Annotated in this window: 24 protein-coding genes; 12 read left to right on the top strand and 12 right to left on the bottom strand. The window is 66.9% G+C overall.

Annotated elements, in window-relative coordinates:
• Positions 1-2: 2 nt before the first annotated feature.
• The 5 genes from xrtB to METUNV1_RS04355 form a co-directional block, all read right to left on the bottom strand.
• Positions 3-887 carry an exosortase B gene (gene xrtB / locus METUNV1_RS04375; RefSeq protein WP_008059236.1) on the bottom strand — a complete coding sequence of 295 codons (885 nt, stop codon included), beginning with the start codon at positions 885-887 and terminating at the stop codon, positions 3-5.
• A gap of 47 nt (positions 888-934) precedes the next feature.
• Positions 935-1,798: a chain length determinant protein tyrosine kinase EpsG gene (gene epsG / locus METUNV1_RS04370; protein WP_008059231.1), complete on the bottom strand. Its 864-nt coding sequence runs from the start codon at positions 1,796-1,798 to the stop codon at positions 935-937.
• A gap of 11 nt (positions 1,799-1,809) precedes the next feature.
• Entirely contained in the window at positions 1,810-3,198 is a 1,389-nt protein-coding gene (gene epsF / locus METUNV1_RS04365) for a chain length determinant protein EpsF (protein ID WP_008059230.1), read from the bottom strand.
• Between the two features lie 15 nt (positions 3,199-3,213).
• Positions 3,214-4,017 carry a polysaccharide export protein EpsE gene (epsE, locus tag METUNV1_RS04360; protein WP_008059229.1) on the bottom strand — a complete coding sequence of 268 codons (804 nt, stop codon included), beginning with the start codon at positions 4,015-4,017 and terminating at the stop codon, positions 3,214-3,216.
• A gap of 82 nt (positions 4,018-4,099) precedes the next feature.
• Positions 4,100-5,047 carry an EpsD family peptidyl-prolyl cis-trans isomerase gene (locus METUNV1_RS04355; RefSeq protein ID WP_043358986.1) on the bottom strand — a complete coding sequence of 316 codons (948 nt, stop codon included), beginning with the start codon at positions 5,045-5,047 and terminating at the stop codon, positions 4,100-4,102.
• A gap of 353 nt (positions 5,048-5,400) precedes the next feature.
• Here METUNV1_RS04355 and METUNV1_RS04350 point away from each other — a divergent pair, with 353 nt between their 5' ends.
• The 5 genes from METUNV1_RS04350 to METUNV1_RS04330 are packed head-to-tail and all read left to right on the top strand — an operon-like array spanning position 5,401 to position 9,456.
• Positions 5,401-5,676: a nucleoside triphosphate pyrophosphohydrolase family protein gene (locus tag METUNV1_RS04350; protein ID WP_008059221.1), complete on the top strand. Its 276-nt coding sequence runs from the start codon at positions 5,401-5,403 to the stop codon at positions 5,674-5,676.
• Position 5,677: 1 nt separating this feature from the next.
• Entirely contained in the window at positions 5,678-5,989 is a 312-nt protein-coding gene (locus METUNV1_RS04345) for a DUF3301 domain-containing protein (protein ID WP_008059218.1), read from the top strand.
• Positions 5,990-6,036: 47 nt separating this feature from the next.
• Entirely contained in the window at positions 6,037-7,839 is a 1,803-nt protein-coding gene (pabB, locus tag METUNV1_RS04340) for an aminodeoxychorismate synthase component I (protein WP_008059217.1), read from the top strand.
• 10 nt (positions 7,840-7,849) lie between these two features.
• Entirely contained in the window at positions 7,850-8,920 is a 1,071-nt protein-coding gene (locus tag METUNV1_RS04335) for an aminopeptidase (RefSeq protein ID WP_008059216.1), read from the top strand.
• Positions 8,917-9,456 (top strand): adenine phosphoribosyltransferase, encoded by a 540-nt coding sequence (locus METUNV1_RS04330; protein ID WP_008059215.1) that lies wholly within the window; start codon positions 8,917-8,919, stop codon positions 9,454-9,456. Before METUNV1_RS04335 ends, METUNV1_RS04330 begins: the two co-directional genes overlap by 4 nt.
• A 13-nt stretch (positions 9,457-9,469) precedes the next feature.
• Here METUNV1_RS04330 and epsL read toward each other — a convergent pair whose 3' ends face one another.
• The gene (gene epsL, locus METUNV1_RS04325) at positions 9,470-10,720 is read right to left on the bottom strand and encodes an XrtB/PEP-CTERM-associated polysaccharide biosynthesis outer membrane protein EpsL (protein WP_162829699.1); all 1,251 of its coding nucleotides are present in this window, start codon (positions 10,718-10,720) and stop codon (positions 9,470-9,472) included.
• Between the two features lie 10 nt (positions 10,721-10,730).
• Here epsL and METUNV1_RS19875 point away from each other — a divergent pair, with 10 nt between their 5' ends.
• From METUNV1_RS19875 to METUNV1_RS04305, 5 genes are read left to right on the top strand one after another with little or no spacing between them, the layout of a single operon-like run.
• Positions 10,731-10,877 carry a hypothetical protein gene (locus tag METUNV1_RS19875; RefSeq protein ID WP_206760078.1) on the top strand — a complete coding sequence of 49 codons (147 nt, stop codon included), beginning with the start codon at positions 10,731-10,733 and terminating at the stop codon, positions 10,875-10,877.
• A gap of 43 nt (positions 10,878-10,920) precedes the next feature.
• The gene (locus tag METUNV1_RS04320) at positions 10,921-12,255 is read left to right on the top strand and encodes an undecaprenyl-phosphate glucose phosphotransferase (protein ID WP_008059212.1); all 1,335 of its coding nucleotides are present in this window, start codon (positions 10,921-10,923) and stop codon (positions 12,253-12,255) included.
• A 7-nt stretch (positions 12,256-12,262) separates the two neighbouring features.
• A complete protein-coding gene (locus tag METUNV1_RS04315) occupies positions 12,263-12,622 on the top strand; it encodes a VanZ family protein (RefSeq protein WP_008059210.1) in 360 nt (119 codons plus the stop codon).
• Positions 12,622-13,284: a lytic transglycosylase domain-containing protein gene (locus tag METUNV1_RS04310; protein WP_008059208.1), complete on the top strand. Its 663-nt coding sequence runs from the start codon at positions 12,622-12,624 to the stop codon at positions 13,282-13,284. Before METUNV1_RS04315 ends, METUNV1_RS04310 begins: the two co-directional genes overlap by 1 nt.
• Positions 13,284-14,531: a TIGR03862 family flavoprotein gene (locus METUNV1_RS04305; RefSeq protein ID WP_008059201.1), complete on the top strand. Its 1,248-nt coding sequence runs from the start codon at positions 13,284-13,286 to the stop codon at positions 14,529-14,531. The genes METUNV1_RS04310 and METUNV1_RS04305 overlap by 1 nt, the downstream gene beginning before the upstream one ends.
• A 22-nt stretch (positions 14,532-14,553) precedes the next feature.
• Here METUNV1_RS04305 and METUNV1_RS04300 read toward each other — a convergent pair whose 3' ends face one another.
• Positions 14,554-15,561: a class 1 fructose-bisphosphatase gene (locus METUNV1_RS04300; protein ID WP_008059199.1), complete on the bottom strand. Its 1,008-nt coding sequence runs from the start codon at positions 15,559-15,561 to the stop codon at positions 14,554-14,556.
• On the opposite strand from METUNV1_RS04300, the gene METUNV1_RS04295 reads away from it, so the two are divergent.
• Positions 15,538-16,983, top strand: coding sequence for a D-amino acid dehydrogenase (locus METUNV1_RS04295; protein ID WP_339327523.1), 1,446 nt, complete (start codon positions 15,538-15,540; stop codon positions 16,981-16,983). The genes METUNV1_RS04300 and METUNV1_RS04295 overlap by 24 nt on opposite strands.
• A gap of 27 nt (positions 16,984-17,010) precedes the next feature.
• Here METUNV1_RS04295 and METUNV1_RS04290 read toward each other — a convergent pair whose 3' ends face one another.
• Positions 17,011-17,886: an NAD(P)-dependent oxidoreductase gene (locus tag METUNV1_RS04290; RefSeq protein WP_008059196.1), complete on the bottom strand. Its 876-nt coding sequence runs from the start codon at positions 17,884-17,886 to the stop codon at positions 17,011-17,013.
• A gap of 10 nt (positions 17,887-17,896) precedes the next feature.
• The gene (locus METUNV1_RS04285; protein ID WP_008059195.1) at positions 17,897-18,781 is read right to left on the bottom strand and encodes an NAD(P)-dependent oxidoreductase; all 885 of its coding nucleotides are present in this window, start codon (positions 18,779-18,781) and stop codon (positions 17,897-17,899) included.
• A 145-nt stretch (positions 18,782-18,926) separates the two neighbouring features.
• On the opposite strand from METUNV1_RS04285, the gene ybiB reads away from it, so the two are divergent.
• Positions 18,927-19,838: a DNA-binding protein YbiB gene (gene ybiB, locus METUNV1_RS04280; RefSeq protein WP_008059194.1), complete on the top strand. Its 912-nt coding sequence runs from the start codon at positions 18,927-18,929 to the stop codon at positions 19,836-19,838.
• Positions 19,839-19,857: 19 nt separating this feature from the next.
• On the opposite strand, the gene METUNV1_RS04275 is transcribed toward ybiB, so the two are convergent.
• The 3 genes from METUNV1_RS04275 to METUNV1_RS04265 all read right to left on the bottom strand — a co-directional run bounded on the left by METUNV1_RS04275 (position 19,858) and on the right by METUNV1_RS04265 (position 22,031).
• Positions 19,858-21,345, bottom strand: coding sequence for a methyl-accepting chemotaxis protein (locus tag METUNV1_RS04275; protein ID WP_008059193.1), 1,488 nt, complete (start codon positions 21,343-21,345; stop codon positions 19,858-19,860).
• A gap of 41 nt (positions 21,346-21,386) precedes the next feature.
• A complete protein-coding gene (locus METUNV1_RS04270) occupies positions 21,387-21,560 on the bottom strand; it encodes a hypothetical protein (RefSeq protein WP_157257861.1) in 174 nt (57 codons plus the stop codon).
• A 99-nt stretch (positions 21,561-21,659) separates the two neighbouring features.
• Entirely contained in the window at positions 21,660-22,031 is a 372-nt protein-coding gene (locus tag METUNV1_RS04265) for a hypothetical protein (RefSeq protein WP_139026278.1), read from the bottom strand.
• Between the last annotated feature and the right edge of the window lie 288 nt (positions 22,032-22,319).

Below are 22,319 nucleotides of genomic sequence, written 5' to 3'. Positions count from 1 at the left end.
GCTCAGGCCGGCGCGTCGGTCTGGCGGACGCCGAAACGCAGCATCGAATCGACGCCGATGATGAGGATGAGTGCGCTGATGAACAGCACCATGCCAGCAAAGCCATGCAGGAAGCCCTGCCCCGCCTCGTCACCGAAATGGTAGGTGATCAGCGTGAGCACGATCACCCGGATCACGTTGGCGGTGAAGGAGATCGGCACGATCAGGATGGCCAGCGTCAGGTTGCGGGCAAAGGAGTCGTGACGCACCAGATTCAGGTAGAGCAGACCCAGCGCCTCGAGCGTAAAGAGCGAGTGCAGGCCGGCGCAGGCGTCGGCGACCAGCAGCTGGTACTGGCCGATCACCAGGATCACGCCGGTGCGTGCGATCGGATAACCCAGCGCATACAGCAGGTGTTCCGCCGCCCACGACACCGCCATCTTCATCGGCTGGGTCACCGCATCGACCAGCACGCCGGGCAGCGGAATCATAAACAGCATGAAGAACAGCGGAAACCACAGGCCGAGCAGCGTGGCCCGGCCGAAGAACACCAGCATCAGACCGGCCAGCATCGGGATCAGCGAACCGATCTCGAAAATCAGGATGTCCTGCGACCGGCCGACGACGTACAGCAGCAGCGCCAGCACGACCAGCGGCCAGCCGAGCGCCGGGGCCGGCGCCGGCTTCACGTCGTCGGCAATCGAGTTCCACTTGGTGTAGAGCAGCCACAGCGACACCGACAGCACGATGGGGCCGTGCGCGTTCTCGTCGGTGCTCCAGATGCCGGTAAACAGATCATGGAAACTGGGGCCGTACATGGCGGCCAGACCGGCCACCACGACCCAGAACGGTGCCCACAGCGGAGACAGGCTGCCGGCGCCCAGACGCAGAGAGGGAGAAGCGGACATGCCGGATGCGCCGGGAGAGATCGAAGACACCGTTCAGACCATCCGTATCACGGCTCGTTCATCACCGAGCCGACGAGGGTGGCGCTGGCGGTCACCAGTTCGTCGGCCAGACGGCGCAGACGCGAGGCGCGGCTCACGTTCTTGCGCGCCACCATCAGCGCGCCGCTGGCACGCACCGCAATGGTCTGCGCATCGGCATATTCCGCCCCGGCAGGCGTGTCGATCAGGATGACATCGAAATCCTTGGACAGCTGGGCGAGCAGCTGGCTGAACACCGGACGCGACAGCAGCTCCTGCGGATTCGGCGGCACCGCGCCGGCCGGCAGCACACACAGATCGAGCAGCGCAGGCACCCGTTGAACGGCTTCAGGGCCACCACGACCGGCCAGCGTTTCCGACAGGCCGACCCGGTTGCTGACCGAGAACAGCGCATGCTGCCGCGGATTGCGCATGTCGGCATCGATCAGCAGCGTGCGCTCGCCGAGCTGGGAAAACACCACCGCCAGATTGGCGGCGATGAAGCTGCGACCTTCGCCGCGCTCCGGACTGACGATGGACAGCGTCTTGCGTTCGGCTTCGGCATCGAACCAGCGCAGCATGAGCTGGCTGCGCAGCGCACGCAGTTCCTCGACCTGGCGGGTAAAGGGACGGTAGGCCGCGATCACCTCATCACTGACCGTGCTCTCGCCCGGCTGCAGGAAGGGATAGTCGAACTGACGCGACAGCGCGAACTGGATGTCCGATTCTTTCAGCAGTCCGAGCGAGATCGCGGCATCGCCGAAGCGCAGGCCGCCATCACGCTGCGCGCGCAGGATGCGCTCCGCGCCATCCGGCGTCAGCCGGCCGGCGTCGATGAGGATGGCACCGATGGCGCGACCGGATCCGGAATCTATGGAAGTGGGGGCGTTCATCTGTAATGTCCTCAGGCGGTGGCCGCACGGGCACGCTTGGCGCCCTTGTTGAACTTGACCGACGAAATCAGGCCGAGCACCGGCACACCGAGCAGCTGTTGCAGGTCGTCGTCACCCCGCACGCGCTGATCCAGCAGCTCGAGCAGCAGCACGGTACCGACTGCCAGCAGGGTGCCCAGGAAAATCGCGACCAGCGTGTTCAGCAGCAGATTCGGGCTCGAATGCTCGACCGGCGCGATCGCCGGTGTGAGCACCACGATATTGGTCTGCGTGGTCTGGCTTTCGAGGCTGGTCTGGGTGAAGCGCTGAGCCACCGCGTCATAGGCGCGCTGCGCGCTTTCCACTTCACGCTGCAGCACCGCGAGATCGTCGCGCTGCTTCTTCAGTTCCAGCACCCGGTTCTTCTGCGCGTTCAGCGCGGCGCGCACTTCGGCCTCGCGCTGCACGTTTACGCGGTTGCTGGTGCCGATGGTGCTGGCCACCTTCTTCATTTCCGCATCCAGCTTGGCGCGCTGCGTATCGACCTCGCCCTGGGCGCGCTGGTACTCCGGATGGTTGCGGCCGTAGCGCTGGCTCATTTCGTTCAGCCTTGCCTCGCCGCGTGCAAGATCAGCCTTCAGGCCGATGATGAGCGAGTTCTGCTGCACTTCGGGCAGGGTTTCGATCTGCGCCTGTCCGACCTGGGCCTGACGCGAGGAACTGTCGCTGCGCTGCGCCTGGATCGCGGTGTACTGGCTGGACAGTTCGGCCAGGCGGGCGTTCTCGATGTCGAGACGTTCGTCGGTGGCGACGATGCCGCTTTCCTGCTGGAAGGCGGACAGCTTGCTCTGCGCCTTCTCCAGGCCTTCACGAAGGGCCTTGGACTGGCCGGCAAACCAGCTGGCGTACTGCTTGGCCGGTTCGATCTTCAGTTCGAGGTTGGTGTCGATGTAGGCCTGGGCGAAGGCATTCGCCACCGCCGCCGAAAAGGCCGGATCCTGTCCGCTGAACTGGATCGACAGCACGTTCGATTCGCGCGACGGCTTCACGTCCAGCTTCTTCTTCAGCAGATCAGCGAAGTAGGCGTCCATCGAGCCCTTGCCTTCGGTCGCCTCGCGCCACTGTTCGACCGCCGCCGCACTCTTGTCGAAACCGAGCATGCGCACGACGCGCTGGGCCACGCGGTCCGAGGTCACGATATCGACCTGGGTCGCCATATAGCCCGGGGTCACCAGCGCCGGCAGCGTCACGCCGAGAATGGGGTCCGGCGACTTCACGTCGATCAGCACCGAGGTGGCCGAGGAATACTGCTTGGGCAGCACCAGGCTGACAGCGACAGTGGTGGCCACCACCACGAGGAGCACCGCAAGGCCGACCAGCCAGCGTGCGCGAAGAATGAGCAGGAATTGCTGGAACGTCATGAATTCGTCATCCGATCAGAAAAGGCTTTCGCGCACGTACACCACATCTTCGGTCTGCAGCGGCTGTGCCATGTCCGGCTCGATCGCCTCCACGGTACCGGCGGCGTTGCGGCGATGCAGGCGGATGCGCTTTTCGGTGCCGCGCAGCGTGATGCCGCCGCCCTGCGCCAGAGCCTGCATGACGGTCATGCCGCGCTCGAGCCGGTAGGAACCCGGACGGTTGACCTCTCCGTAGATGTAGAACACGGGTGCGCGATGAATGTAGAGTACGTCACCGCCCTGCACCGGAATGTCCGCCGCGATGCCATCCGGCTGGAACAGCGAGGGGATGTCGATTTCGGTGCGGAAGGGCTGGCCGTTGCGGGTGCCCACTAGGGTCACCATGTCGGCACCGTTGATCGTTGCGCCGCCCGCGGTCGCGAGCATGTCGCTGACCCGGGTGTTGGCGATCTCGATCGGATACCGGCCCGGACGGTTCACCTGGCCCAGCACCGAAACCTGGTTGCCGCGGATCTGCAGCAGCAGCACATTCACCTGCGGCTTGAGCACGAAACCGCCGTCACGCAACCGGTCGGCGATCAGCTTTTCGGCGGCCGGCAGCGTCAGCCCGCCCACCGCCACACTGCCGATCAGCGGGTAGGTGATGGCACCGGTTTCGGTCACCCGGGTTTCCACGGTGAGGTCCGGATTCTGGAACACCGTGACGCGCACGATGTCGCCGGCGCCCAGCACGTATTCACGCGTATCGGCCGCCTGGGCACCGACAAGCATCATCAGTCCGAAGCAGAGGGCGACAAGCTGGCGTATGAACTTCGTCATGTCGTGAAGATTTCCCGTTGGTCAGTCTGTTCGCGCCGCGCGCGGGCGGCGATTCGGTCCGGGCGCCGGCGCCCGGATACGCTCACTTGAGGCCGGACAGGCCCTTGTCCACCGCGCTGCCCGACGCATCTGCGGGCGCGGCTGCCGGGGCGGCCGTGGCGGCAGCCGGCGCAGCGGTGGCAGTCGCTGCCGGCGCGCTGAATTCGCCCATGTATTCGACCTTGGCGGTTTCGCGCAGCTTCTTCACCTCGCCCTGGGCCAGTTCGCCCTTGCGCTGGTTCAGCAGGAACTGCTCGATCACCGGCCGGGCCGCATTCTCATCGACCGGCATGCTGCGCGAGGCGGCCACCTCGAGCACCAGGATGCCGCCGTTGGTGCGCAGGACGCCGATCTGGCCGTCCTTGATCTGGTGCACGTTCTTCACCAGTTCGAGCGGCAGCTGTTCGGCCGGTTTGGTCACCGCGTTGGCGGTGAAGCGCACGTTCTCGCTGCGCAGCCACTCGGCGATCTGCTGCAGGTTGCGCGGCTGCGCCATGAACTGTTCGAGCTTGGGCAGGAATTCCGGGCCCGCCGCAATGGCCAGCTCGCGCAGATTGAAGATGCGACGTTCGGAGAACAGCTCCGGGTGCTTGCCGTAGTAATCCTTGATTTCCGCGTCGGTCGGCTTGATGGCCGCGCCGGACACCTGTTCCAGGTAGGCGCGCGCGAGGATTTCGCGGCGTGCGGCTTCGATCGCCTGCAGGGTCTTCGGATCGCGGTCCAGCTTCTTGTCCACCGCCTGCTGCACCAGCAGTTCCTGGTCGATCAGGCGCTCCAGCACCTGGCGGGACGCTGCCTTGGCCTGCTCGGGGTCGGCCACATTGGTGCGCTGCATGACCTGATTGATCTGATGCACCGACACTTCGCCGCTATTCACCTTGGCAGCGACCTGGGTCGCCGTCTTCTTGTCGCCGCCCTCTCCACCGCATGCGGTCAGGATGGCAGCGGCAATGACAGTAAGAGCGATGGAGCGGCCTGCAAGTTGTGGCATGTTGTCCCCGAAAGAATATTGCGGATTTGTGACGAAAGGGCAGCTGGGCACGATAGCCCAAGAGGCGAGCCCTGAACAGTATAGGGTCCGTGTTACAGCGCGATGGCGTGAAATGTTTCCGTAACGCGGCAGCCGCACGCGGACCGGCCGAAGAGTGCCACGGCAATGAAGCAGCGTACTGGCAAGGATTGCACGAAGCAGCCCCGGAAAGCCCCCGCAGGCTAGAATCCGTTTTCGATCCCGGTCCCTTGCGTAACGCCCTCCGGCGCACCGTCCCACGCCCTCCATTCACCATGCACTGCCCGCCCGAAGCCTTTGCCGAAGCACTCAGGATTTTTTCCCGTCATGAGCGCATGGACCCGCTGATGCTGCTGTGCAAGCTCACCGAAGAGTCCGGTGAGCTGGCCGAGGCGGTGCTGGTCGAGCGCGGCTACAAGCCGCACAAGACCCTGCCGGAGAACGCGACGCTGGACGAAGCGGCCGACGTGCTGCTGTGCCTGCTGCTGCTGCTCACCCGCCTGCACCCGGACCGCACGCCGGAAACGCTGGCGGCGCAGCTGGCGGAGAGCGTCGACCGCAAGGTGGACCGTTACATCGCCCGGCAACCGGCAGCACCGGCGGAGCGCTGATATGCCGACGTTCGAACTTGTGTCGCTGCTGCTGATCGGGGCGCTGGTGTGGTTCTGGCTCGACAGCCTCAACGCGCGGGAGGCCGGCATGGAAGCCAGCCGCGCCGCCTGCAACGCCGAAGGCGCTCAACTTCTGGACGACACCGTGGCCATACGCTCGACCTGGCTGGCGCGCGACGACGACGGCCAGGTCCGCATCAAGCGGACCTATGGCTTCGAATACAGCGACACCGGGAACAACCGGCGCAACGGATCGGTCACGCTGCTCGGACGGCGGGTGATCGCGCTCTACATCGCGCCGCACGTGGTCTGAATACGCCCGACTGCCTGAACGACCGGTGACGGTCGATGCACACACACATGACCTTCATACTGGATTTTTCCACCCCTGAACGCCTGCCCCGCCGCCTGGTGTTCGGCGAACCGATTGAAGTGGTGCGCGCCGACCGGCCGGACAAGGTGCGCCCGGCGCTGCAACGGGTGTCCGAAGCCGCCGCCCGCGGCCTGCACGCTGCCGGTTTCGTGGCCTATGAGGCGGCGCCGGCCTTCGACCGCGCTGCGCGCGTGCGGGAAGGCTGCACCGTGCCGCTGGTGTGGTTCGGCCTGTACGAGGCACCGCTCGACACGCCGCCGGCCGCGCCCGGTCCTCACGCGCTGTCGCCCTGGTCGCTCGATACCTCCCCGGACGAGTACGCACAGGCGATCGATGCGATTCACGCTGCGATACGCCGCGGCGACGCCTACCAGATGAATTACACCGTGCGCGCCCATGCCGATTTCAGCGGCGACGCGCGGGCCTTCTATGAAAATCTGCGGCTGGCGCAGCAGGCGGACTTCTGCGCCTATGCCGACATCGGCAGCCACCGCATCCTGTCCGCCTCGCCCGAGCTGTTCTTCTCGTGGGAGAACGGCCTGCTCACGACGCGGCCGATGAAGGGCACTGCCCGCCGTGGCCAGCTGCCGGAAGAGGATGCGGAGCTGGCGCGCTGGCTGCGCGATTCGGAAAAGAACCGCGCCGAGAACCTGATGATCGTGGACCTGCTGCGCAACGATCTGTCGCGCCTGTCCATGCCCGGTGGCGTGCAGGTACCCCATCTGTTCTCGATCGAGAACTATCCGACCGTGCTGCAGATGACGTCCACCATCACCGCACGCACCCGGCCCGAGGTGACGCTGGACGACGTGTTCACCGCCCTCTTCCCCTGCGGATCGATCACCGGCGCACCCAAGCTGAAGTCCATGGACATCATCGCCGATCTCGAGAAGTCGGCACGTTCGGTCTATTGCGGTGCCATCGGCCATGTGTCGCCGGGCGGCGCCGCACGCTTCAACGTGGCCATCCGCACGGTGACGCTGGACGTCGCGCGCGGCCGTATGGAGTGCGGCCTGGGCGGCGGCATCACCTGGGATTCGGTGGCCGCCGACGAATACGCCGAAGTGCAGACCAAGAGCCGCTTCCTCGCCCGCGCCGCAGCCGGCTTCGAGCTGCTGGAAACGCTGCTGCTGGTCGATGGACAGTACGAACTGCTGGAGCGACATCTGGCACGCCTCGCGTCGTCGGTCGCCCACTTCGGCTTCACGCCGCCGCAGGATGCCGCCGGCACCCTCGCGCGACACGCGCAGGCACACCCGGAAGGCCGCTGGCGAGTGCGCCTGCTGTGCGCGCCCGACGGCGGGCTGCGCATCGACGCCAGCACGGCCGACGCACCGGATGCCAGCCCGCGCAAGGTGAGGCTGGCCGAAGTGCCGGTGTCGCGCGCCGAACCTTTCCTGTATCACAAGACCACCCGGCGCTCGCTGTACGACGCCCATCTGTCGCGCGTATCGGGCTCCGCCTTCGACGTGCTGCTGTGGAATGACGCCGGCGAACTGACCGAATTCACGCGCGGCAATCTGGTGCTCGACATCGACGGCCAGCGGCTGACGCCGCCGGTGTCGTCCGGCCTGCTCGACGGCACGCTGCGCCGCGAACTGGTCGAGCGCGGCGAACTGATCGAACGGGTGCTCACCCGAGACGATCTGGCGCGCGCGCAGGCACTGTGGTTCATCAACAGCGTGCGCGGCTGGATTCCGGTGCAGCTCGACACCCGGCCGCTGCAGGCGGAACCGACGCCGGTCCCGGCCTATGCCGATCCGTACGCGGGCGACCGCGCACCGGGCTGAGCGCCGGACGGTGCGGACACGGCTGCCGGCGCTGCTGTTCGGTGCAGCGGTCAGCCTGCTGTCCGGCTGCACCGGCAGTTTTTCGCCCGGCTACTACTGGCAGGCTGCAAACGGCCAGTTCGAACTGTGGCACCGTGCCCGACCGCTGGACGAAGTGGTAGCCGACCCGCAGACCGAGGCGCTGCTGCGCGAGCGGCTTGCGCTGGCCCGTGAAATCCGCGACTGGGCTTCGCGTGAACTGGCCCTGCCGGACAACGGCAGCTACCGCCGCTACGCCGATCTGGAACGCCGCTTCGTGGTGTGGAACGTGTTCGCCACCGAGCCGCTGTCGGTCAGACCGCGTCAGTCCTGCTTTCCGGTCGCCGGCTGTGTGAGCTACCGCGGCTTTTTCGCCGAAGCCGACGCGCGTGCGCACGCGGACGCACTCGCTGGCGAGGGGCTGGATGTGCACGTGAGCGGCGTACCCGCCTATTCCACGCTGGGCTGGTTCGACGACCCGCTGCTGAACACCTTCATCCACTATCCCGAAACCGAGCTGGTCAGGCTCATCGTGCACGAACTGGCGCACCAGCTGCTTTATGTTCGGGACGACACCGAGTTCAACGAATCCTTCGCCAGTGCGGTAGAAGAGGAAGGCGTGCGCCGCTGGCTGGACCGTCCGGGCAAGGCGGCACTGCGCCCGGCCTTCGATCGTGCGCAGGCGATGCGACAGGATTTCGCGGAACTGGTCACCCGCTATCGCGGGGCACTGGACGACCTCTACGCGGGCGATCAGGACGACGAAGCGAAGCGCCGGGGCAAGGCCGATCTGCTGGCGGCGCTCGGGCGCGAATACATCCGGATCCGCGACAGCCAGTGGAACGGTTTCCGCGGCTACGACCGCTGGTTCGCGCAGGACATCAACAATGCCACGCTGGCGTCGGTTGGCCTCTATACCGCAGCCCGGCCGGCGTTCACCCGCCTGATCGACAGTTCACCGGACCTGCCGTCCGCGTGGGCAAGCCTGCGCGAACTGGCCGCACTGCCCAGGAACGAGCGGCGCGCCCGCCTCCATCTGCCCCCACACACCGATACGCCATGACCTCATCCGCCGACATCACCCGCCTGCAGGCCCTGATCCGCACCATTCCGGACTTTCCGGAACCGGGCATACAGTTCCGCGATATCACGGCACTGCTGGCCGACGCCGACGGGCTCACACTGGCGCTCGACGCGATGGCGGAAGGTCTGGCCCCGGGCGACGTCGACGCGGTGGTGGCGGTCGAGGCGCGCGGCTTCCTGCTGGCCGGTGGACTGGCCCACCGGCTGCACTGCGGCGTGGTGCCGGTGCGCAAGCCGGGCAAGCTGCCGGGCCCGACGCTAGGCGTTTCTTACGCGCTGGAATACGGCGAGGACAGGCTGGAAATGCACCAGGGCGCGCTGCGGCCGGGCGCCCGCATCCTGGTGGTGGACGATCTGATCGCCACCGGCGGTACCGCACTGGCGACCGGAGAACTGGTCACCCGGGCCGGCGGCCACATCGTCGGTTTCCGCTTCCTGATCGATCTGCCTGAACTGGGCGGCGCAGCAAAACTGGCCGCGCGCGGCTGGTCACCGCGCGCGCTGCTCAGCTACTGAGGCGGAAGACTGCTCAGAACAGGTACTGCAGCGACATCGACACGCTGCGCACCTTGTACTGATAGAACTGCACATTGGATTCGCGTTCGTCGTGCCGGACTTCGGCGTTGGCCGAAAGATTGCGCTGGATGAACCAGGTCGCGCCCAGGCTGTAGGTGGTCAGATCCTCCTGCCGCGCCACCGCATTGTTGATGCCCAGAAGCACCTGCAGCGCCGGCGGCAGCTGGGTGAAGAAGGTATTGCCGGTGGCGTCGCGCGAAATCCATTGCATGCGCCCGTCGACCCGCAGCTTGCCGGTCGGCTGCCAGGTCGGCGCAACCGTATAGGTGGTGGTGCGGAAATAGCTTGCCACCAGGTCATCCAGTGAGCTGATCTGCCGTTCCGCCTGGAAATTCACCATCAGCTGGCCGGTCGGCTGCCATTCCCAGCCGAGGCGGCCATACACGTCCTGATAGTCGCGCTCGGGTACGTTGGCGTGCTTGCGATCCGACTGCCCGATCGCTGCCGACAGACGCGAATGGCCGACCGGCTGCCAGCGTACACGCGCCTCGATGTCCTTCTGCGAATAAGAGTTGGTCTGGTTCAGGCCCGGCAGACGGTTGGGATAGTCACCCTCGCTGGCGCGACCGAGAAGCTCGAACGCGGTGCCTCCGCGCGTGGTGTAGCGCACACCGGCCTCGGCGCGCTCGACATCCACATCGCTGCCGCGCCGGATCAGCAGATTGTTGCGATAGCTGTCCTGCGAAGCCGAGCCGAACAGCGTCCAGTAGGTATCCAGCAGATAGGCGGCATCGAGGCGCAGCGTATCCACGTCCACCAGGTTCTTCGCCGGCGTGATGGTGCGGAAATCGCCGAAACCCTGCATGTAGCGCCGATTGGTGTAGCGCAGCTGGCCGCTCAGGTCGTTCCCCAGCTGCCACTTCCAGGACGCGAAGGCGTTGTGGCCGTCGTTGTCGAGCAGGCTGAGCGAATCGTAGCGGGCGATCACATGGGTGTAGTTGGCCGACAGCTGCTGGCGGCCGATGCGCTTGTCGAAATTCAGGCCCAGACTGGCGGTGTAGCTGCTGTCGGCGCGCGGCGCACTGGGGCCGAAAAAGCTCGGCCTCTGCCCGTCCGGCAGATAGAGCACGTTGTCCTGATACTGCCAGGACGCCCCGGTCACCAGAGAGAAGGCATCGTCTTCGTCCGCCCGGGCTGCGCCCGCGAACATTGCGGCCACCGCTGCGCACATCAGGGTCAGCCGCACTGAAATGTTATTGTTCATTTAGGAGAGTATGAATGCAGGCCGTGACGCTTTTCTTTCCAGCGAGCAATTCGCAAAAATATGCAAACAACGCTGGGGTATTCTAACCGCCGTGTCGTTTGCAGGTTTTCAGTCCGTTGAATTCACCGGTCCCTTTTTCGATGCTCGCCAAGTTTGAGCGTAACACTTCCGTACTGCGGGCACCGTTGAGTCTTTCCGGCATGGTCGAGATGTTCCTCGACCCGCTGTCGCTCATCCTGTCCCTGATCGGCTGTGCGCTGTATTACGGCGACACGGTCGATGCGCGCTACGTCGTGCTGTCGCTGGTGGTGTTCTCGCTGTCCTTCCCCGGCTCCTCGCTGCTGAGCATGCGGCCGCGCCGGGTGGTCCGCCAGACAGTGATCGGCTGGATGCTGATCGCCTTCATCCTGCTGTTCTTCGGTTACGCCAGTCAGTACATCGAGAATTTCCCCTATGAAGTCGTGGTGGCGTGGCTGGTGGCGGCACCGCTCACCCAGCTCACCGCACATTTCGTGGCCCGTAGCTATCTGCAGCGCGCGGCGGCCAAGGAAGAGAACCAGACCAAGGTGATCATCGTCGGCTGCAACGACATCGGCGTGTCGCTGGCCGAACAGTTCATCGGACATCCGTATCTGGGTGTGCGCTGCGTCGGCTATTTCGACGACCGTTCGCCGGAGCGCATCACCCAGCTCAACGGTCTGCCGCTGCTCGGCCGCCTGCGCGATCTGGCCAGCTACGTGAAGGCGAACGGCATCGACCAGATCTACCTCGCGCTGCCCATGGCCAGCCAGCCGCGCATTCTTTCGCTGCTGGACGACCTGAAGGACACTACGGTCAGCATTTTCTTCGCGCCGGACATTTTCCTGACCGACCTCATCCAGGGCCGGATGGACTACGTCGCCGGCGTGCCGGTGGTCGCCGTCTGCGACACCCCCTTCACCGGCATCAACGGCATGGTGAAACGCCTCAGCGACATCGTGCTGTCCATCATCATCCTGCTGCTCATCTCGCCGCTGCTGCTGGCGATCGCCATCGGCGTCAAGATGAGTTCGCCCGGCCCGGCGCTTTTCCGCCAGCGCCGCTACGGTCTGGATGGCAAGGAAATCGTGGTCTACAAGTTCCGATCGATGACCGTGCAGGAAGATGGCGGCGTGGTGAAGCAGGCCACCCGCAACGACCAGCGCATCACCCCGTTCGGCGGCTTCCTGCGCCGCACCTCGCTGGACGAACTGCCGCAGTTCATCAACGTGCTGCAAGGCCGGATGAGCATCGTGGGGCCGCGTCCGCATGCGGTGTCGCACAACGAAACCTACCGCAAGCTCATCAAGGGCTACATGGTGCGGCACAAGGTGAAGCCGGGCATCACCGGCTGGGCCCAGGTGAATGGCTACCGCGGCGAAACCGAAACGGTCGAGAAGATGCAGAAGCGCATCGAATACGACCTCGAGTATCTGCGCACATGGTCGCTCGGCCTGGATCTGTGGATCATCGTGAAGACGGTGGCGGTCGTGTTCAACGACCGCAATGCCTACTGACCCGGACATGAGCATTGCACCCCGGCTGCTGCAGTGGAGTGCGGCGGCCGCAGCACTGGTCATGACAGTCAGCCTGCTCAAGCTCGGTGAAACGTCGCTGGCGGTCGGGCTGATTCCGTCGCCGTGGGACAAGCTGGCGCACGCCGGCACTTTCGGCGCCATCGCCTTCCTGCTATGGCTGGGCTGCGGACGCCGCGCACTCGTGGCCTGCGCCACAGCCGCCTTCGCGCTCGCTTGTTACGATGAGTGGCGTCAGCTCATGTTGCCCGGGCGGGAAGCCGATATCCAGGACCTGATCGCGAACGCGATCGGCATTCTGGCCGCTGCCTGGGTGGCGCGGCAGCTGACGCCCAAGGAATTTCTCTGATGCAAACGCTTGCGCTGCGCGCCTTACTGCCGCTTCTGTCGCTCCTCGCTGCCGGCACTGCTGCGGGCGCAGAGGACGCCGATTACCGTCTGCGTCTGTCCGATCACGCCAGCTATCGGCTCTATCAGCCGGAAGCACCGAAAATATCGGACAGCGAGCGGCGTCAGGCCCGGCGCGAAGCGCTGGCCGGACTGCCGTTTTCGGCCCAGATCGAGGCGGCGGCCGAAGCCGGCGGCATCGAACCCGAACTGCTGCACGCGGTCGTGCATGCCGAATCCGCCTACAACCCGCACGCGGTGTCGCCCAAGGGCGCCCTCGGCCTGGCCCAGCTCATGCCGTCGACCGCCCGCCAGTACGGCGTGCATGACGCGCTGAAGCCGGCGGACAATCTGCGCGCAAGCGCCCGCCATCTGCGCGATCTGATGGATCATTTCGGCGACATCCAGCTGGTGCTGTCTGCCTACAATGCCGGCGCCGGCGCGGTGAAGAAATACGGCGGCGTGCCGCCCTATGCCGAAACCCGCGCCTATGTACCCAAGGTCGCCCACCGCTACGAAGCGCTGAAAAAGAGCGCTGAAGTGCCGGAACCGCCCGCGCCCCCCAGCCCCTACCGCCTGCGCGCCGACGACGCCGCGCTGCGGCTGGTGCAGACCCGGGACTGATGCCGCCCCCCGCGTCGACCGTGCGGGTCGCCGTCATCGGTGGCGGCCCGGCCGGACTGATGGCGGCTGAGCGTCTGTCCAGCCAGGGCATCGCCGTGGACCTGTACGACGGCAAGGCGTCGGTCGGCCGCAAGTTTCTGCTGGCCGGCAAGGGTGGCCTCAACCTGACTCACAGCGAGGCACGCAACGCCTTTGTCGGCCGCTACCGCGAACGCAGTGCGGAGGTCGGCCGCTGGCTGGACGAGTTCGACGCGACAGCGCTGCGCAACTGGTGCGAAGGACTGGGTGTGAGCACCTTCATCGGCAGTTCGGGGCGCGTGTTTCCGACCGACATGAAGGCGGCGCCGCTGCTGCGGGCGTGGCTGGCGCGGCTGCGCGCCGCTGGCGTCCGCTTCCACATGCGCCACCGCTGGACCGGCTGGGACGAGTCGGGCCATCTGCGCTTCGACACGCCGGACGGGCCGGTCGCGGTCGCCGCCAGCGCCACCCTGCTCGCGCTGGGCGGCGCCAGCTGGCCGCAGCTCGGTTCGGACGGACGCTGGGTCGACACGCTGGCAGCGCGCGGCGTGATGCCGGCGCCGCTGCGGGCCGCCAACTGCGGTTTCGACGTCGCCTGGAGTCCGCATTTCAGCGAACGCCACGCCGGCCAGCCGCTGAAGAACGTGCGCATCGCCTTCACCGGCGCCGACGGCAGGCGCATCGAACGCAGCGGGGAATGTCTGGTCAGCGCACACGGCCTGGAAGGCAGCCTGATCTACGCGCTGTCGGCCGACCTGCGCGGATGCATGGAACGCGACGGCCGCGTGAAGATCGACATCGACCTGCTGCCGGCACTGGATGCGCAGAAAGTGCTCGACGAAGTGTCGCGGCCGCGCGGCGCCCGCTCGCTCAGTTCGCATCTGAACAGCCGGCTCGGCGTCAGCGGTGTCCGGACCGGTCTGCTGCACGAGGTGCTGGACCGCACCGCGATGAACGACACGGCCACGCTGGCGGCCACGCTGAAGGCGCTGCCGCTCACCCTGCTGCGCACCCGGCCGGTGGATGAAGCGATCAGCACCGCCGGTGGCGTGCGGCTGGAAGACCTCGACGCCGGCCTGATGCTGAAGGCACTGCCCGGCGTGTTCTGCGCCGGAGAGATGCTGGACTGGGAAGCGCCTACCGGCGGCTATCTGCTGACCGCCACGATGGCGAGCGGCCGGGCAGCCGCCGACGGCATCGCAATCTGGCTGGCTGGGCACGGCGGCTGACGCTGCCGGCCCGTCACCGGTTTCAGCTCTGGTGGTAGGCGGTGACCCGCTCCACTTCGTTTTTCGAACCCAGGATGACCGGCACGCGCTGGTGCAGCTTTTCCGGCTGCACATCGAGGATGCGCTGATAGCCGGTGGTGGCCGCGCCGCCCGCCTGCTCGATGATCATGGCCATCGGATTGGCTTCGTACATCAGGCGCAGCTTGCCCGGCTTGGTCGGGTCCTTGGTGTCCTTCGGGTACATGAAGATGCCGCCACGGGTCAGGATGCGATGCACGTCCGCCACCATCGAACCGACCCAGCGCATGTTGAAATCCTTCTCGCGCGCACCGCTCTTGCCGGCCACCAGTTCGCCGATGTAGCGCTGCACCGGCGCTTCCCACCAGCGGGCGTTCGACGCATTGATGGCGTATTCCTTGGTGTCTTCCGGCACCCGCATGCTTTCGCTGGTGAGCACGAAGCTGCCGGTTTCGCGGTCCAGCGTGAAGGCCTGTACGCCACTGCCCACGGTCAGCACCAGCTGGGTGGCTGCGCCATACACCGCGTAACCGGCCACCAGCTGCTGGCTGCCGGCCTGCAGGAAAGCCTCTTCGCCGATCTCGGCCGTGGCGCTGGCCTGTTCCGGACAGCGCAGCACCGAAAAGATGGTGCCGACCGAAATGTTCACGTCGATATTGGACGAGCCGTCGAGCGGATCGAACAGCAGCAGGAATTCGCCCTTCGGATAGCGGTTCGGGATCTGGTGCGGCAGGTCCATCTCTTCCGACGCCATCGCGGCCAGATGGCCGCCCCATTCGTTGGCTTCGAGCAGGATGTCGTTGGCGATCACGTCCAGCTTCTTCTGCACTTCGCCCTGCACATTCTCGCCACCGGCCTCGCCCAGCGAGTTGGTCAGACCGCCCTTGCCCACCGCGTTGCCGATGGCCTTGACCGCGCGGGCCACGACCTCGACCAGGAAGCGCAGCTCGGCGCAGATGCGATCCTCGCGCTGCTGCTGGATCAGGTAATGGCTCAGGGTGATGCGAGACATGTGATGCAACTCCGAAGTGACGGGAAATGCATTATCGTGCACAGCACCATCATTCGGGTCACACGATTTCACGCCGCAAAGGTTTACGGCGGCGCAAGCGTGGCGACACGGAACCCGCGGGGCCTTGGCACAGTCCCTTCCCGCGTCGAAGAACAGCAAAACCGCATGCACATCCTCGTCCTCGGTGCCGGTGTCGTCGGCATCACCACCGCCTGGCATCTGCGCCAGGCCGGTCACACCGTTTCGGTCATCGACCGGCAGGCCGCCTCCGCACTGGAAACCAGCTTCGCCAATGGCGGCCAGATCTCGGTCAGTCACGCCGGCCCCTGGGCCACCCCGCAGGCACCGCTGATCGGCCTGCGCGGATGGGTGGACAGCCGCGCTCCGGTCCGCTTCTCGCCCACGGCCAATCACCGGCAATGGCGCTGGATGGCGGCCTTCCTGTACGAATGCCTGCCGGGCCGGGTCCGCCGCAATACCGATGCGCTGGCGCGACTGGCGGTCAGCAGCCAGGCCGAGCTGCGGCAGCTGCAGCGCACGCTGCAGCTGAGCTACGACCAGTCGGACAGCGGCATCCTGCACGTTTTTTCCGACCGCCGTGAGCTTGAGCGCGCCCGCGCGCGGGCCGCATGGCTGGCGCCGCACGGCATCCGGCTCGAATACTGCGACCCGGCGCGCTGTCTTGAGATCGAACCGGCACTGGCGGGTGGCCGCACGCTGGCCGGCGGCCTGCACGCGCCGAACGACGAGGTCGGCGACGCCCACCTGTTCACGCAGGCGCTGGCGCGGGCCTGCGCGGACGCCGGCGTCACCTTCCATTTCGAAACCACGGTGGAAGCGCTGGACGTGCACGAAAACACGGTACGTGGCGTCGCGGTGCGCGACGCCCGTGGCGTGCGCGGACTGCTGCGTGGCGAACAGGTGGTGTGCACACTGGGCACCCACACCCGGCAGCTGGTGGAACAGCACGGGCCGCGGCCTGCGCTGTACCCGATCAAGGGCTATTCGCTCACCTTCGCTGCCGGACCGGGTGCGCCGCACGTGAGCCTGACCGACGAAGAGCACCGCATCGTGCTGTCGCGTCTGGGCGACCGGGTGCGGGTGGCCGGCATGGCCGAACTGGGCGGCCATACGGTGACTGTGGAGCCGGAACGGGTGGAACTGCTGAAGACACTGACCCGCGCGCTGTGCCCGGACGCCGGCGACATCGAGGGCGCCGAGGCCTGGGCCGGGCTGCGCCCCTGCACGCCGGGCAATGTGCCGCTGATCGGCCGCAGCCGGATCAACGGCCTCTGGTACAACACCGGCCACGGTTCGCTGGGCTGGACCCTGTCCTGTGGCTCGGCCCGCCTGCTGGCGGAACTGATGGCCGGCCGCGAACCGGCTTTCGATTTCCCGGTGCTGACCGGCCGCCGTCACTGAGCCACGGCGCGCCGCCGCCGCGCGGATTCAGCGGGGGCTGCTCTGCCTTTCCAGCACGGTCAGCAGCGCCGAGGTATCCAGCGTGCCGCCGCCGTGCGCCATCAGCGCATTGAGCTGCTGCCACACCGACGCCGACAGCGGCATCGCCAGCCCGAGCTGCACCGCCTCGCCCAGCACGATGCCCATGTCCTTGTGATGCAGGCGTGACTGCACGCCGGCACTGAAATCGCGACCGGCCATCTTGCCGCCGAACAGCTCCAGCGCTTTCGAGCCGGCCGAACCGTGCAGCATGGCTTCACGCACCTTGCCGAAATCCACGCCGCTGGCCGCGGCCAGACGCGCCGCTTCGGCCGCCGCTTCGATGAAGGCGCACAGGATGAGCTGGTTGCAGGCCTTGGTGACCTGACCGGCGCCGGTCGGGCCGACATGCACCAGCGTGCGGCCGACTGCCGACAGCAGCGGCTTCATGCGCTCGAATACCGCCGCGTCGCCGCCGGCCATGATGGACAGCGTGGCGTCGATCGCGCCGCGCTCGCCGCCGGACACCGGCGCATCCAGCATGTCGATGTCGCGCGCCGCCAGCGCGGCCGCGATATCGCGCGCCACCGACGGCGGAATGGTCGAGTGGTCAATCAGCACGCAGCCCGGCTGCGCCCCCTCGATCACGCCCTGCGGACCCAGCACCACCTGGCGCACGTCGTCGCCGGTGGTGACGATGGTGCACACCGCCTCCATGCCGCGCGCGCAGTCGGCCGGGCTCGCGGCGGTGCGTGCGCCCAGGGCCTGCAGCGGCTGCATCGATTCGGCGCGGCGCGCCCACACCGTCACCTCGTGACCGGCGCGCAGCAGGTTGGCCACCATGGCGCGTCCCATCACGCCCAGACCGATGAAGCCGATCTTCATCGCCCGCCCCTCAGCGCTCGACGCCGCCGAGGTCTTCCAGCACCTTGAGCACCGCGATCGAATCTTCCTCGCCCAGGCCCTGACCCACCATCGCGTTCAGCATCTGTGCGGCGGCGGCGGCCGATGGCAGTGCCAGACCCATGCGGTGCGCCTCGTTCATGACGATGCGCAGATCCTTCTGGTGCATCCAGGACTTGAAGCCCGGCTTGAAGTTGCGGTCCAGCATGCGCTGGCCGTGGTTTTCCAGGATGCGGCTGTAGGCGAAACCGCCGAGCAGCGCCTCGCGTACGCGGGCGGCGTCGACACCGCTCTTTTCGGCGAAGGCGAACGCTTCGGCCAGCGCGAGCACGCCCACGCCGGTCAGGATCTGGTTGCAGGCCTTGGCCACCTGGCCGGCGCCGCTGTCGCCCACCCGGGTGACGTTCTTGCCCATCAGCTGGAACAGCGGCAGCACGCGGTCGAAGGCGTCCTGGGTACCGCCGGCCATGATGGTGAGCGTGGCATTGATGGCGCCGACCTCGCCGCCGGACACCGGCGCGTCGATCATCGATACGCCCTTGGCCGCCAGCTGACCGGCAATGTTCCGGGCGGCATCCGGCGCGATCGTGCTCATGTCGACGAACACGAGATCGGTGCGACCGGCGGCCCCTTCGGCCACGCCCTGCGGGCCGAGCGCCACCTGTTCGACGTCCGGCGCATCGGCCACCATCGAGAACAGCACATCGACCTCGCGCGCCATGCTGGCGATGCTGGCATGCACGGTGGCGCCGCTGTCGGCGAACGGTGCGAGCGACTCCGGGCGGCGCGCCCACAGGTGCAGGCTGTGGCCGCCCTTGGCCACATGGCCTGCCATCGGGCGTCCCATCAGTCCCAGTCCGACGAAACCGACTTTCATCTCCATCTCCTTATAGGTATGCGTTGCACGACGCGGATCTGCCCGGACCCCGCGACAGGCGCAAGGTTCCAGTCCGGCCGATCCGGCCGAATCCGACTATAACGCAGCCGGACGCCCGGTCCGGCGGGGGCATAATCCTGTACCCATGGACTACACGAAACAGATCAAGGAAATCGGACGCGGTGCCAAGGGCTCGCGCTCGCTGTCGCGCGAGGATGCGCAGGCGCTGTTCGGCGACATGCTCGACGGCAAGGTGCCACCGCTGCAGCTCGGCGCCATCGTGCTGGCGATGCGCATCAAGAGCGAGTCGCTGGACGAACTGCTCGGCTTCAAGGCCGCCCTCGACGCCCGGCTCGCCCGCATAGACGCCCCGGCCGGCGCCCGCACGGTCGTGCTGCCCACCTACAACGGTGCGCGCCGCCGTCCCAACCTGATGCCGCTGCTGGCCATGATGCTGGCGCGTGACGGCGTGCCGGTGCTCATCCACGGCCGCTTCGATTTCGACACCCGGGCCGACCCGTTCGCGCTGCTGCGCGCGCTCGACCTGCCGGAAGCGCAGACCGCCGCGGAAGCGGCCACGCTGCTGGCCCGGCATCGCATCGCCTTCATCGGCGTGGACCGCCTGCTGCCCGGGCTGGACGCGCTGCTGTCGCTGCGGCCGCAGCTGGGCCTGCGCAACTCCGGCCACTCGATGACCAAGATGATCGATCCGATGCCCGGCCGCAGCGTGCGGGTGGTACCGGTGACGCACCCGGAGTACATGGAGAAGATGACGCAGTTCCTGCGTCTGGATGGGGGCCGCTCCATGCTCATGCGCGGCACCGAGGGCGAGGCCTACGCCAATCCGGCCCGCCGGCCGCTGATCACCGGCTTCATCGACGGCCAGGACCAGGTGCTGTGCGAAGCGGAAGAAGGCAGCGCGCTGACGCAGCCGGAAGACGGCATCGAGGCGTCGGTCAATGCCCGCCTGATCCAGGACATGTTCGCCGGCCGCCTGACGGTGCCGCAGCCGCTGCTCGACCACGCGGCGGCCTGCCGTCGCCTCGCCGTCGGCTGAGGCCGAGCGGGCCGCGCCCTCAGCTCACGCGGAACTGGCTGCCGGCCTCGACCAGCGACTGCGCCATCGCATTCAGTTCGGCCGCGGTGCGCTTGTCCTCGACCGCGGTCGCGGCCGTGGTATCGGCCAGCGCTGCCACCTGTTCGACGCCGGCGGCGATTTCGGACGCCGCCTGGGTCTGTTCCTTCATCGATTCCGAAATGCCGACGATGATGGCCATCATCGCGCCGATCTCGGCCGATACACCGGCAATCGAGCTGCTGACCGCCGCCACGCGGTCTACGCCGCGCTGGGCGGTGCTGACCGTATTGGCCACGCTGCCCAGCGCGTGATCCTTGCTGCTCTGCATGCTTTCCACGGTGCGCGCGATGTCCTCGGTCGCGAGACGGGTGCGCTCAGCGAGCTTGCGCACCTCATCCGCCACCACCGCAAAGCCCCTGCCCTGCTCCCCGGCGCGCGCCGCCTCGATCGCGGCATTGAGTGCCAGCAGATTGGTCTGATCGGCGATGTCCTTGATCAGCGCGACGATGGATTTCACGCTTTCGAACTGCGCACCGATCTGCTGCACGCTGCCTTCGACTTCATAGATGGCCGCGCCGGTCCGGCGGATTTCGTCGGCCAGATCGGTCATTTCCGCCACACCGAGGTCAGCGGACTGCCCGCTGCGCCGCACCCGCTCGCTGGCGTCGTCGGCGTTGTCGGCAATGTGCTGGATGGACGCGGTCAGTTCCTGCACCGCGGCGGCCATGCGCTGGGTCGCCTCGCTCTGGCGGGAGGTGGACTCGGTCACGTGTTCGGCATTGGCCACCAGCTGGTCGGCCACACGCTGTGCGCTGGCCGATTCGGTCACCAGCAGCGTCAGCGTCCGCGCCAGACGTGCGCGCATCGATTCCATCGTGTCGAGCAGCGGCATGCCGGTCTGCGGCCGGATGACGGTGGCCAGATCGCCGGCGCCGATGCGCTCGGCCGCTTCGGCCACGCCCGCCGCCTGCAGCGCCTCGCGACGCAGGCCGACCGCCATGTAGGACAGCAGTCCGGCCTCGGCCACGACGAAGGCCGCGTGCACCGCCACCAGCAGCACGCTGGCGCCATTGGCGAACACCGTCACGCCGAGCCCTGCGGACTGCATGTAACTGAACACCAGGTGATGCACCGCGATCAGTACTGCCGCCCCGATGATGGGACGCCAGTCGCGGTAGTACAGCAGGAAGGCGAGCGCGACGAAGATGGCGAAATGCGCCTCGATCATGCCGCCGGTGATCTGTATGAGCAGCGCCGCCAGCACCATGAGGGCGGCGCTGGTGCCCAGCCGGGACACGAGCGACCCGGGCGACAGGCGGAACAGCGCGAACGGCACGGCCACCGCGGGTACGCCCACCAGCAGGGCAGTCGCGGCCTGGCCGGCGAACACGCCGTACAGGATGCAGATGAGCGCGAATGCGCCGCCGCTGGCAAGCATCACCGCGTCGGCGCGGACATTCGCGGCGTGAAGGGAATGGTCATTCATGATGGGCAATCCGTAACGGTAGGTGCTGATGTTCGGGGCGGTCAGCGCACGGCCGCGCCCCCCGTCCGGCACAGCCCGGGCGGGTTGTCGGCCATGTGCTGATAGAGCACTGCGGCGCTCGCGAGCATCCAGACGGCCAGCAGACACCACGCGAAGCGGTCGCGTGACGGCACCGCCGCCGGGGGGGACAGACTGGGTTCTTCTTTCATCGCCATGGTCCGGATATCGGCCGCGCACCCTGCGGACTGAAGGTGTCTGCTAATAAATCCCACATAAAAACGCACCGTCATCGTGCCCGCACGCACCAGCCCGGATCACAGCCGCGATTGCTTCACGGTGTGGGCACCAGAAACAAAACAAATAAAAATCATAGACTTGCAATCATTAAACCCGAACACCGCGGGCTGGCCCGATTTCTGCTGAATATCCATCGCTGACCGCAGTGCCCCAGGGCAGGCGGCCACGCAGCGATCTTTGTCAGACCCGCAGCCCTCGACCGCAACGGCAACGTCCGTCGCTGCAGTCGAATGCCGAAGCACATACGACGCAATGGCGCGTCGTGCCGAGGTGGCGGCGACGTTGTGGATGAAGATCAAACAGAACCGTGCGGGCATGCCGCCCGCCGCACAAAGAGCGGATCGATCGTCCTCCGGCCGGTCCGCCTTCACATCCGGAGTGGCGCACACGCAGTGCGCGCTCCGGCCGAGCAGTCATCGGTAACGATGCCCAAAGGCGGGCACCGACCGACCCGTTGAATCCGCGGCCGGCGCGATCCGGCCATGAACAGGTTTAGCCCGGGTTTCTGACCTAGTGCGCCAGCGATGCTGCAGGCGCAGGACCGCGCTCGTCCCTGCATCGCGCCCCCGGCCGCTGCGGAACGACCCGGATCACGGAGTGGCGTCCGGATGACTTACGTCGGCCGCAGGTCTGCCTGCGACCGGTTTTGCAGCAATCGGCAGAAGAAGGAACGGGGA

This window comes from Methyloversatilis universalis FAM5 (assembly GCF_000214035.2).
Lineage (GTDB): Bacteria > Pseudomonadota > Gammaproteobacteria > Burkholderiales > Rhodocyclaceae > Methyloversatilis > Methyloversatilis universalis.
This window is presented reverse-complemented; position numbering and strand designations above follow the sequence as displayed.

Excerpts from the sequence above, each read along its gene's own strand:
- METUNV1_RS04350 (WP_008059221.1), top strand. The coding sequence starts at position 5,401 with ATGGACCCGCTGATGCTGCTGTGCAAGCTCACCGAAGAGTCCGGTGAG.
- METUNV1_RS04345 (WP_008059218.1), top strand. The coding sequence starts at position 5,678 with ATGCCGACGTTCGAACTTGTGTCGCTGCTGCTGATCGGGGCGCTGGTG.
- METUNV1_RS19875 (WP_206760078.1), top strand. The coding sequence starts at position 10,731 with ATGAATGCAGGCCGTGACGCTTTTCTTTCCAGCGAGCAATTCGCAAAA.
- ybiB (WP_008059194.1), top strand. The coding sequence starts at position 18,927 with ATGGACTACACGAAACAGATCAAGGAAATCGGACGCGGTGCCAAGGGC.
- METUNV1_RS04310 (WP_008059208.1), top strand. The coding sequence starts at position 12,622 with ATGCAAACGCTTGCGCTGCGCGCCTTACTGCCGCTTCTGTCGCTCCTC.
- pabB (WP_008059217.1), top strand. The coding sequence starts at position 6,037 with ATGACCTTCATACTGGATTTTTCCACCCCTGAACGCCTGCCCCGCCGC.
- epsG (WP_008059231.1), bottom strand. The coding sequence starts at position 1,798 with ATGAACGCCCCCACTTCCATAGATTCCGGATCCGGTCGCGCCATCGGT.
- METUNV1_RS04355 (WP_043358986.1), bottom strand. The coding sequence starts at position 5,047 with ATGCCACAACTTGCAGGCCGCTCCATCGCTCTTACTGTCATTGCCGCT.
- METUNV1_RS04305 (WP_008059201.1), top strand. The coding sequence starts at position 13,284 with ATGCCGCCCCCCGCGTCGACCGTGCGGGTCGCCGTCATCGGTGGCGGC.
- METUNV1_RS04275 (WP_008059193.1), bottom strand. The coding sequence starts at position 21,345 with ATGAATGACCATTCCCTTCACGCCGCGAATGTCCGCGCCGACGCGGTG.
- METUNV1_RS04285 (WP_008059195.1), bottom strand. The coding sequence starts at position 18,781 with ATGAAAGTCGGTTTCGTCGGACTGGGACTGATGGGACGCCCGATGGCA.
- METUNV1_RS04290 (WP_008059196.1), bottom strand. The coding sequence starts at position 17,886 with ATGAAGATCGGCTTCATCGGTCTGGGCGTGATGGGACGCGCCATGGTG.
- xrtB (WP_008059236.1), bottom strand. The coding sequence starts at position 887 with ATGTCCGCTTCTCCCTCTCTGCGTCTGGGCGCCGGCAGCCTGTCTCCG.
- METUNV1_RS04270 (WP_157257861.1), bottom strand. The coding sequence starts at position 21,560 with ATGGCGATGAAAGAAGAACCCAGTCTGTCCCCCCCGGCGGCGGTGCCG.
- METUNV1_RS04320 (WP_008059212.1), top strand. The coding sequence starts at position 10,921 with ATGGTCGAGATGTTCCTCGACCCGCTGTCGCTCATCCTGTCCCTGATC.
- METUNV1_RS04315 (WP_008059210.1), top strand. The coding sequence starts at position 12,263 with ATGAGCATTGCACCCCGGCTGCTGCAGTGGAGTGCGGCGGCCGCAGCA.
- METUNV1_RS04300 (WP_008059199.1), bottom strand. The coding sequence starts at position 15,561 with ATGTCTCGCATCACCCTGAGCCATTACCTGATCCAGCAGCAGCGCGAG.
- epsE (WP_008059229.1), bottom strand. The coding sequence starts at position 4,017 with ATGACGAAGTTCATACGCCAGCTTGTCGCCCTCTGCTTCGGACTGATG.
- METUNV1_RS04330 (WP_008059215.1), top strand. The coding sequence starts at position 8,917 with ATGACCTCATCCGCCGACATCACCCGCCTGCAGGCCCTGATCCGCACC.
- epsL (WP_162829699.1), bottom strand. The coding sequence starts at position 10,720 with ATGAACAATAACATTTCAGTGCGGCTGACCCTGATGTGCGCAGCGGTG.
- epsF (WP_008059230.1), bottom strand. The coding sequence starts at position 3,198 with ATGACGTTCCAGCAATTCCTGCTCATTCTTCGCGCACGCTGGCTGGTC.
- METUNV1_RS04295 (WP_339327523.1), top strand. The coding sequence starts at position 15,538 with ATGGCTCAGGGTGATGCGAGACATGTGATGCAACTCCGAAGTGACGGG.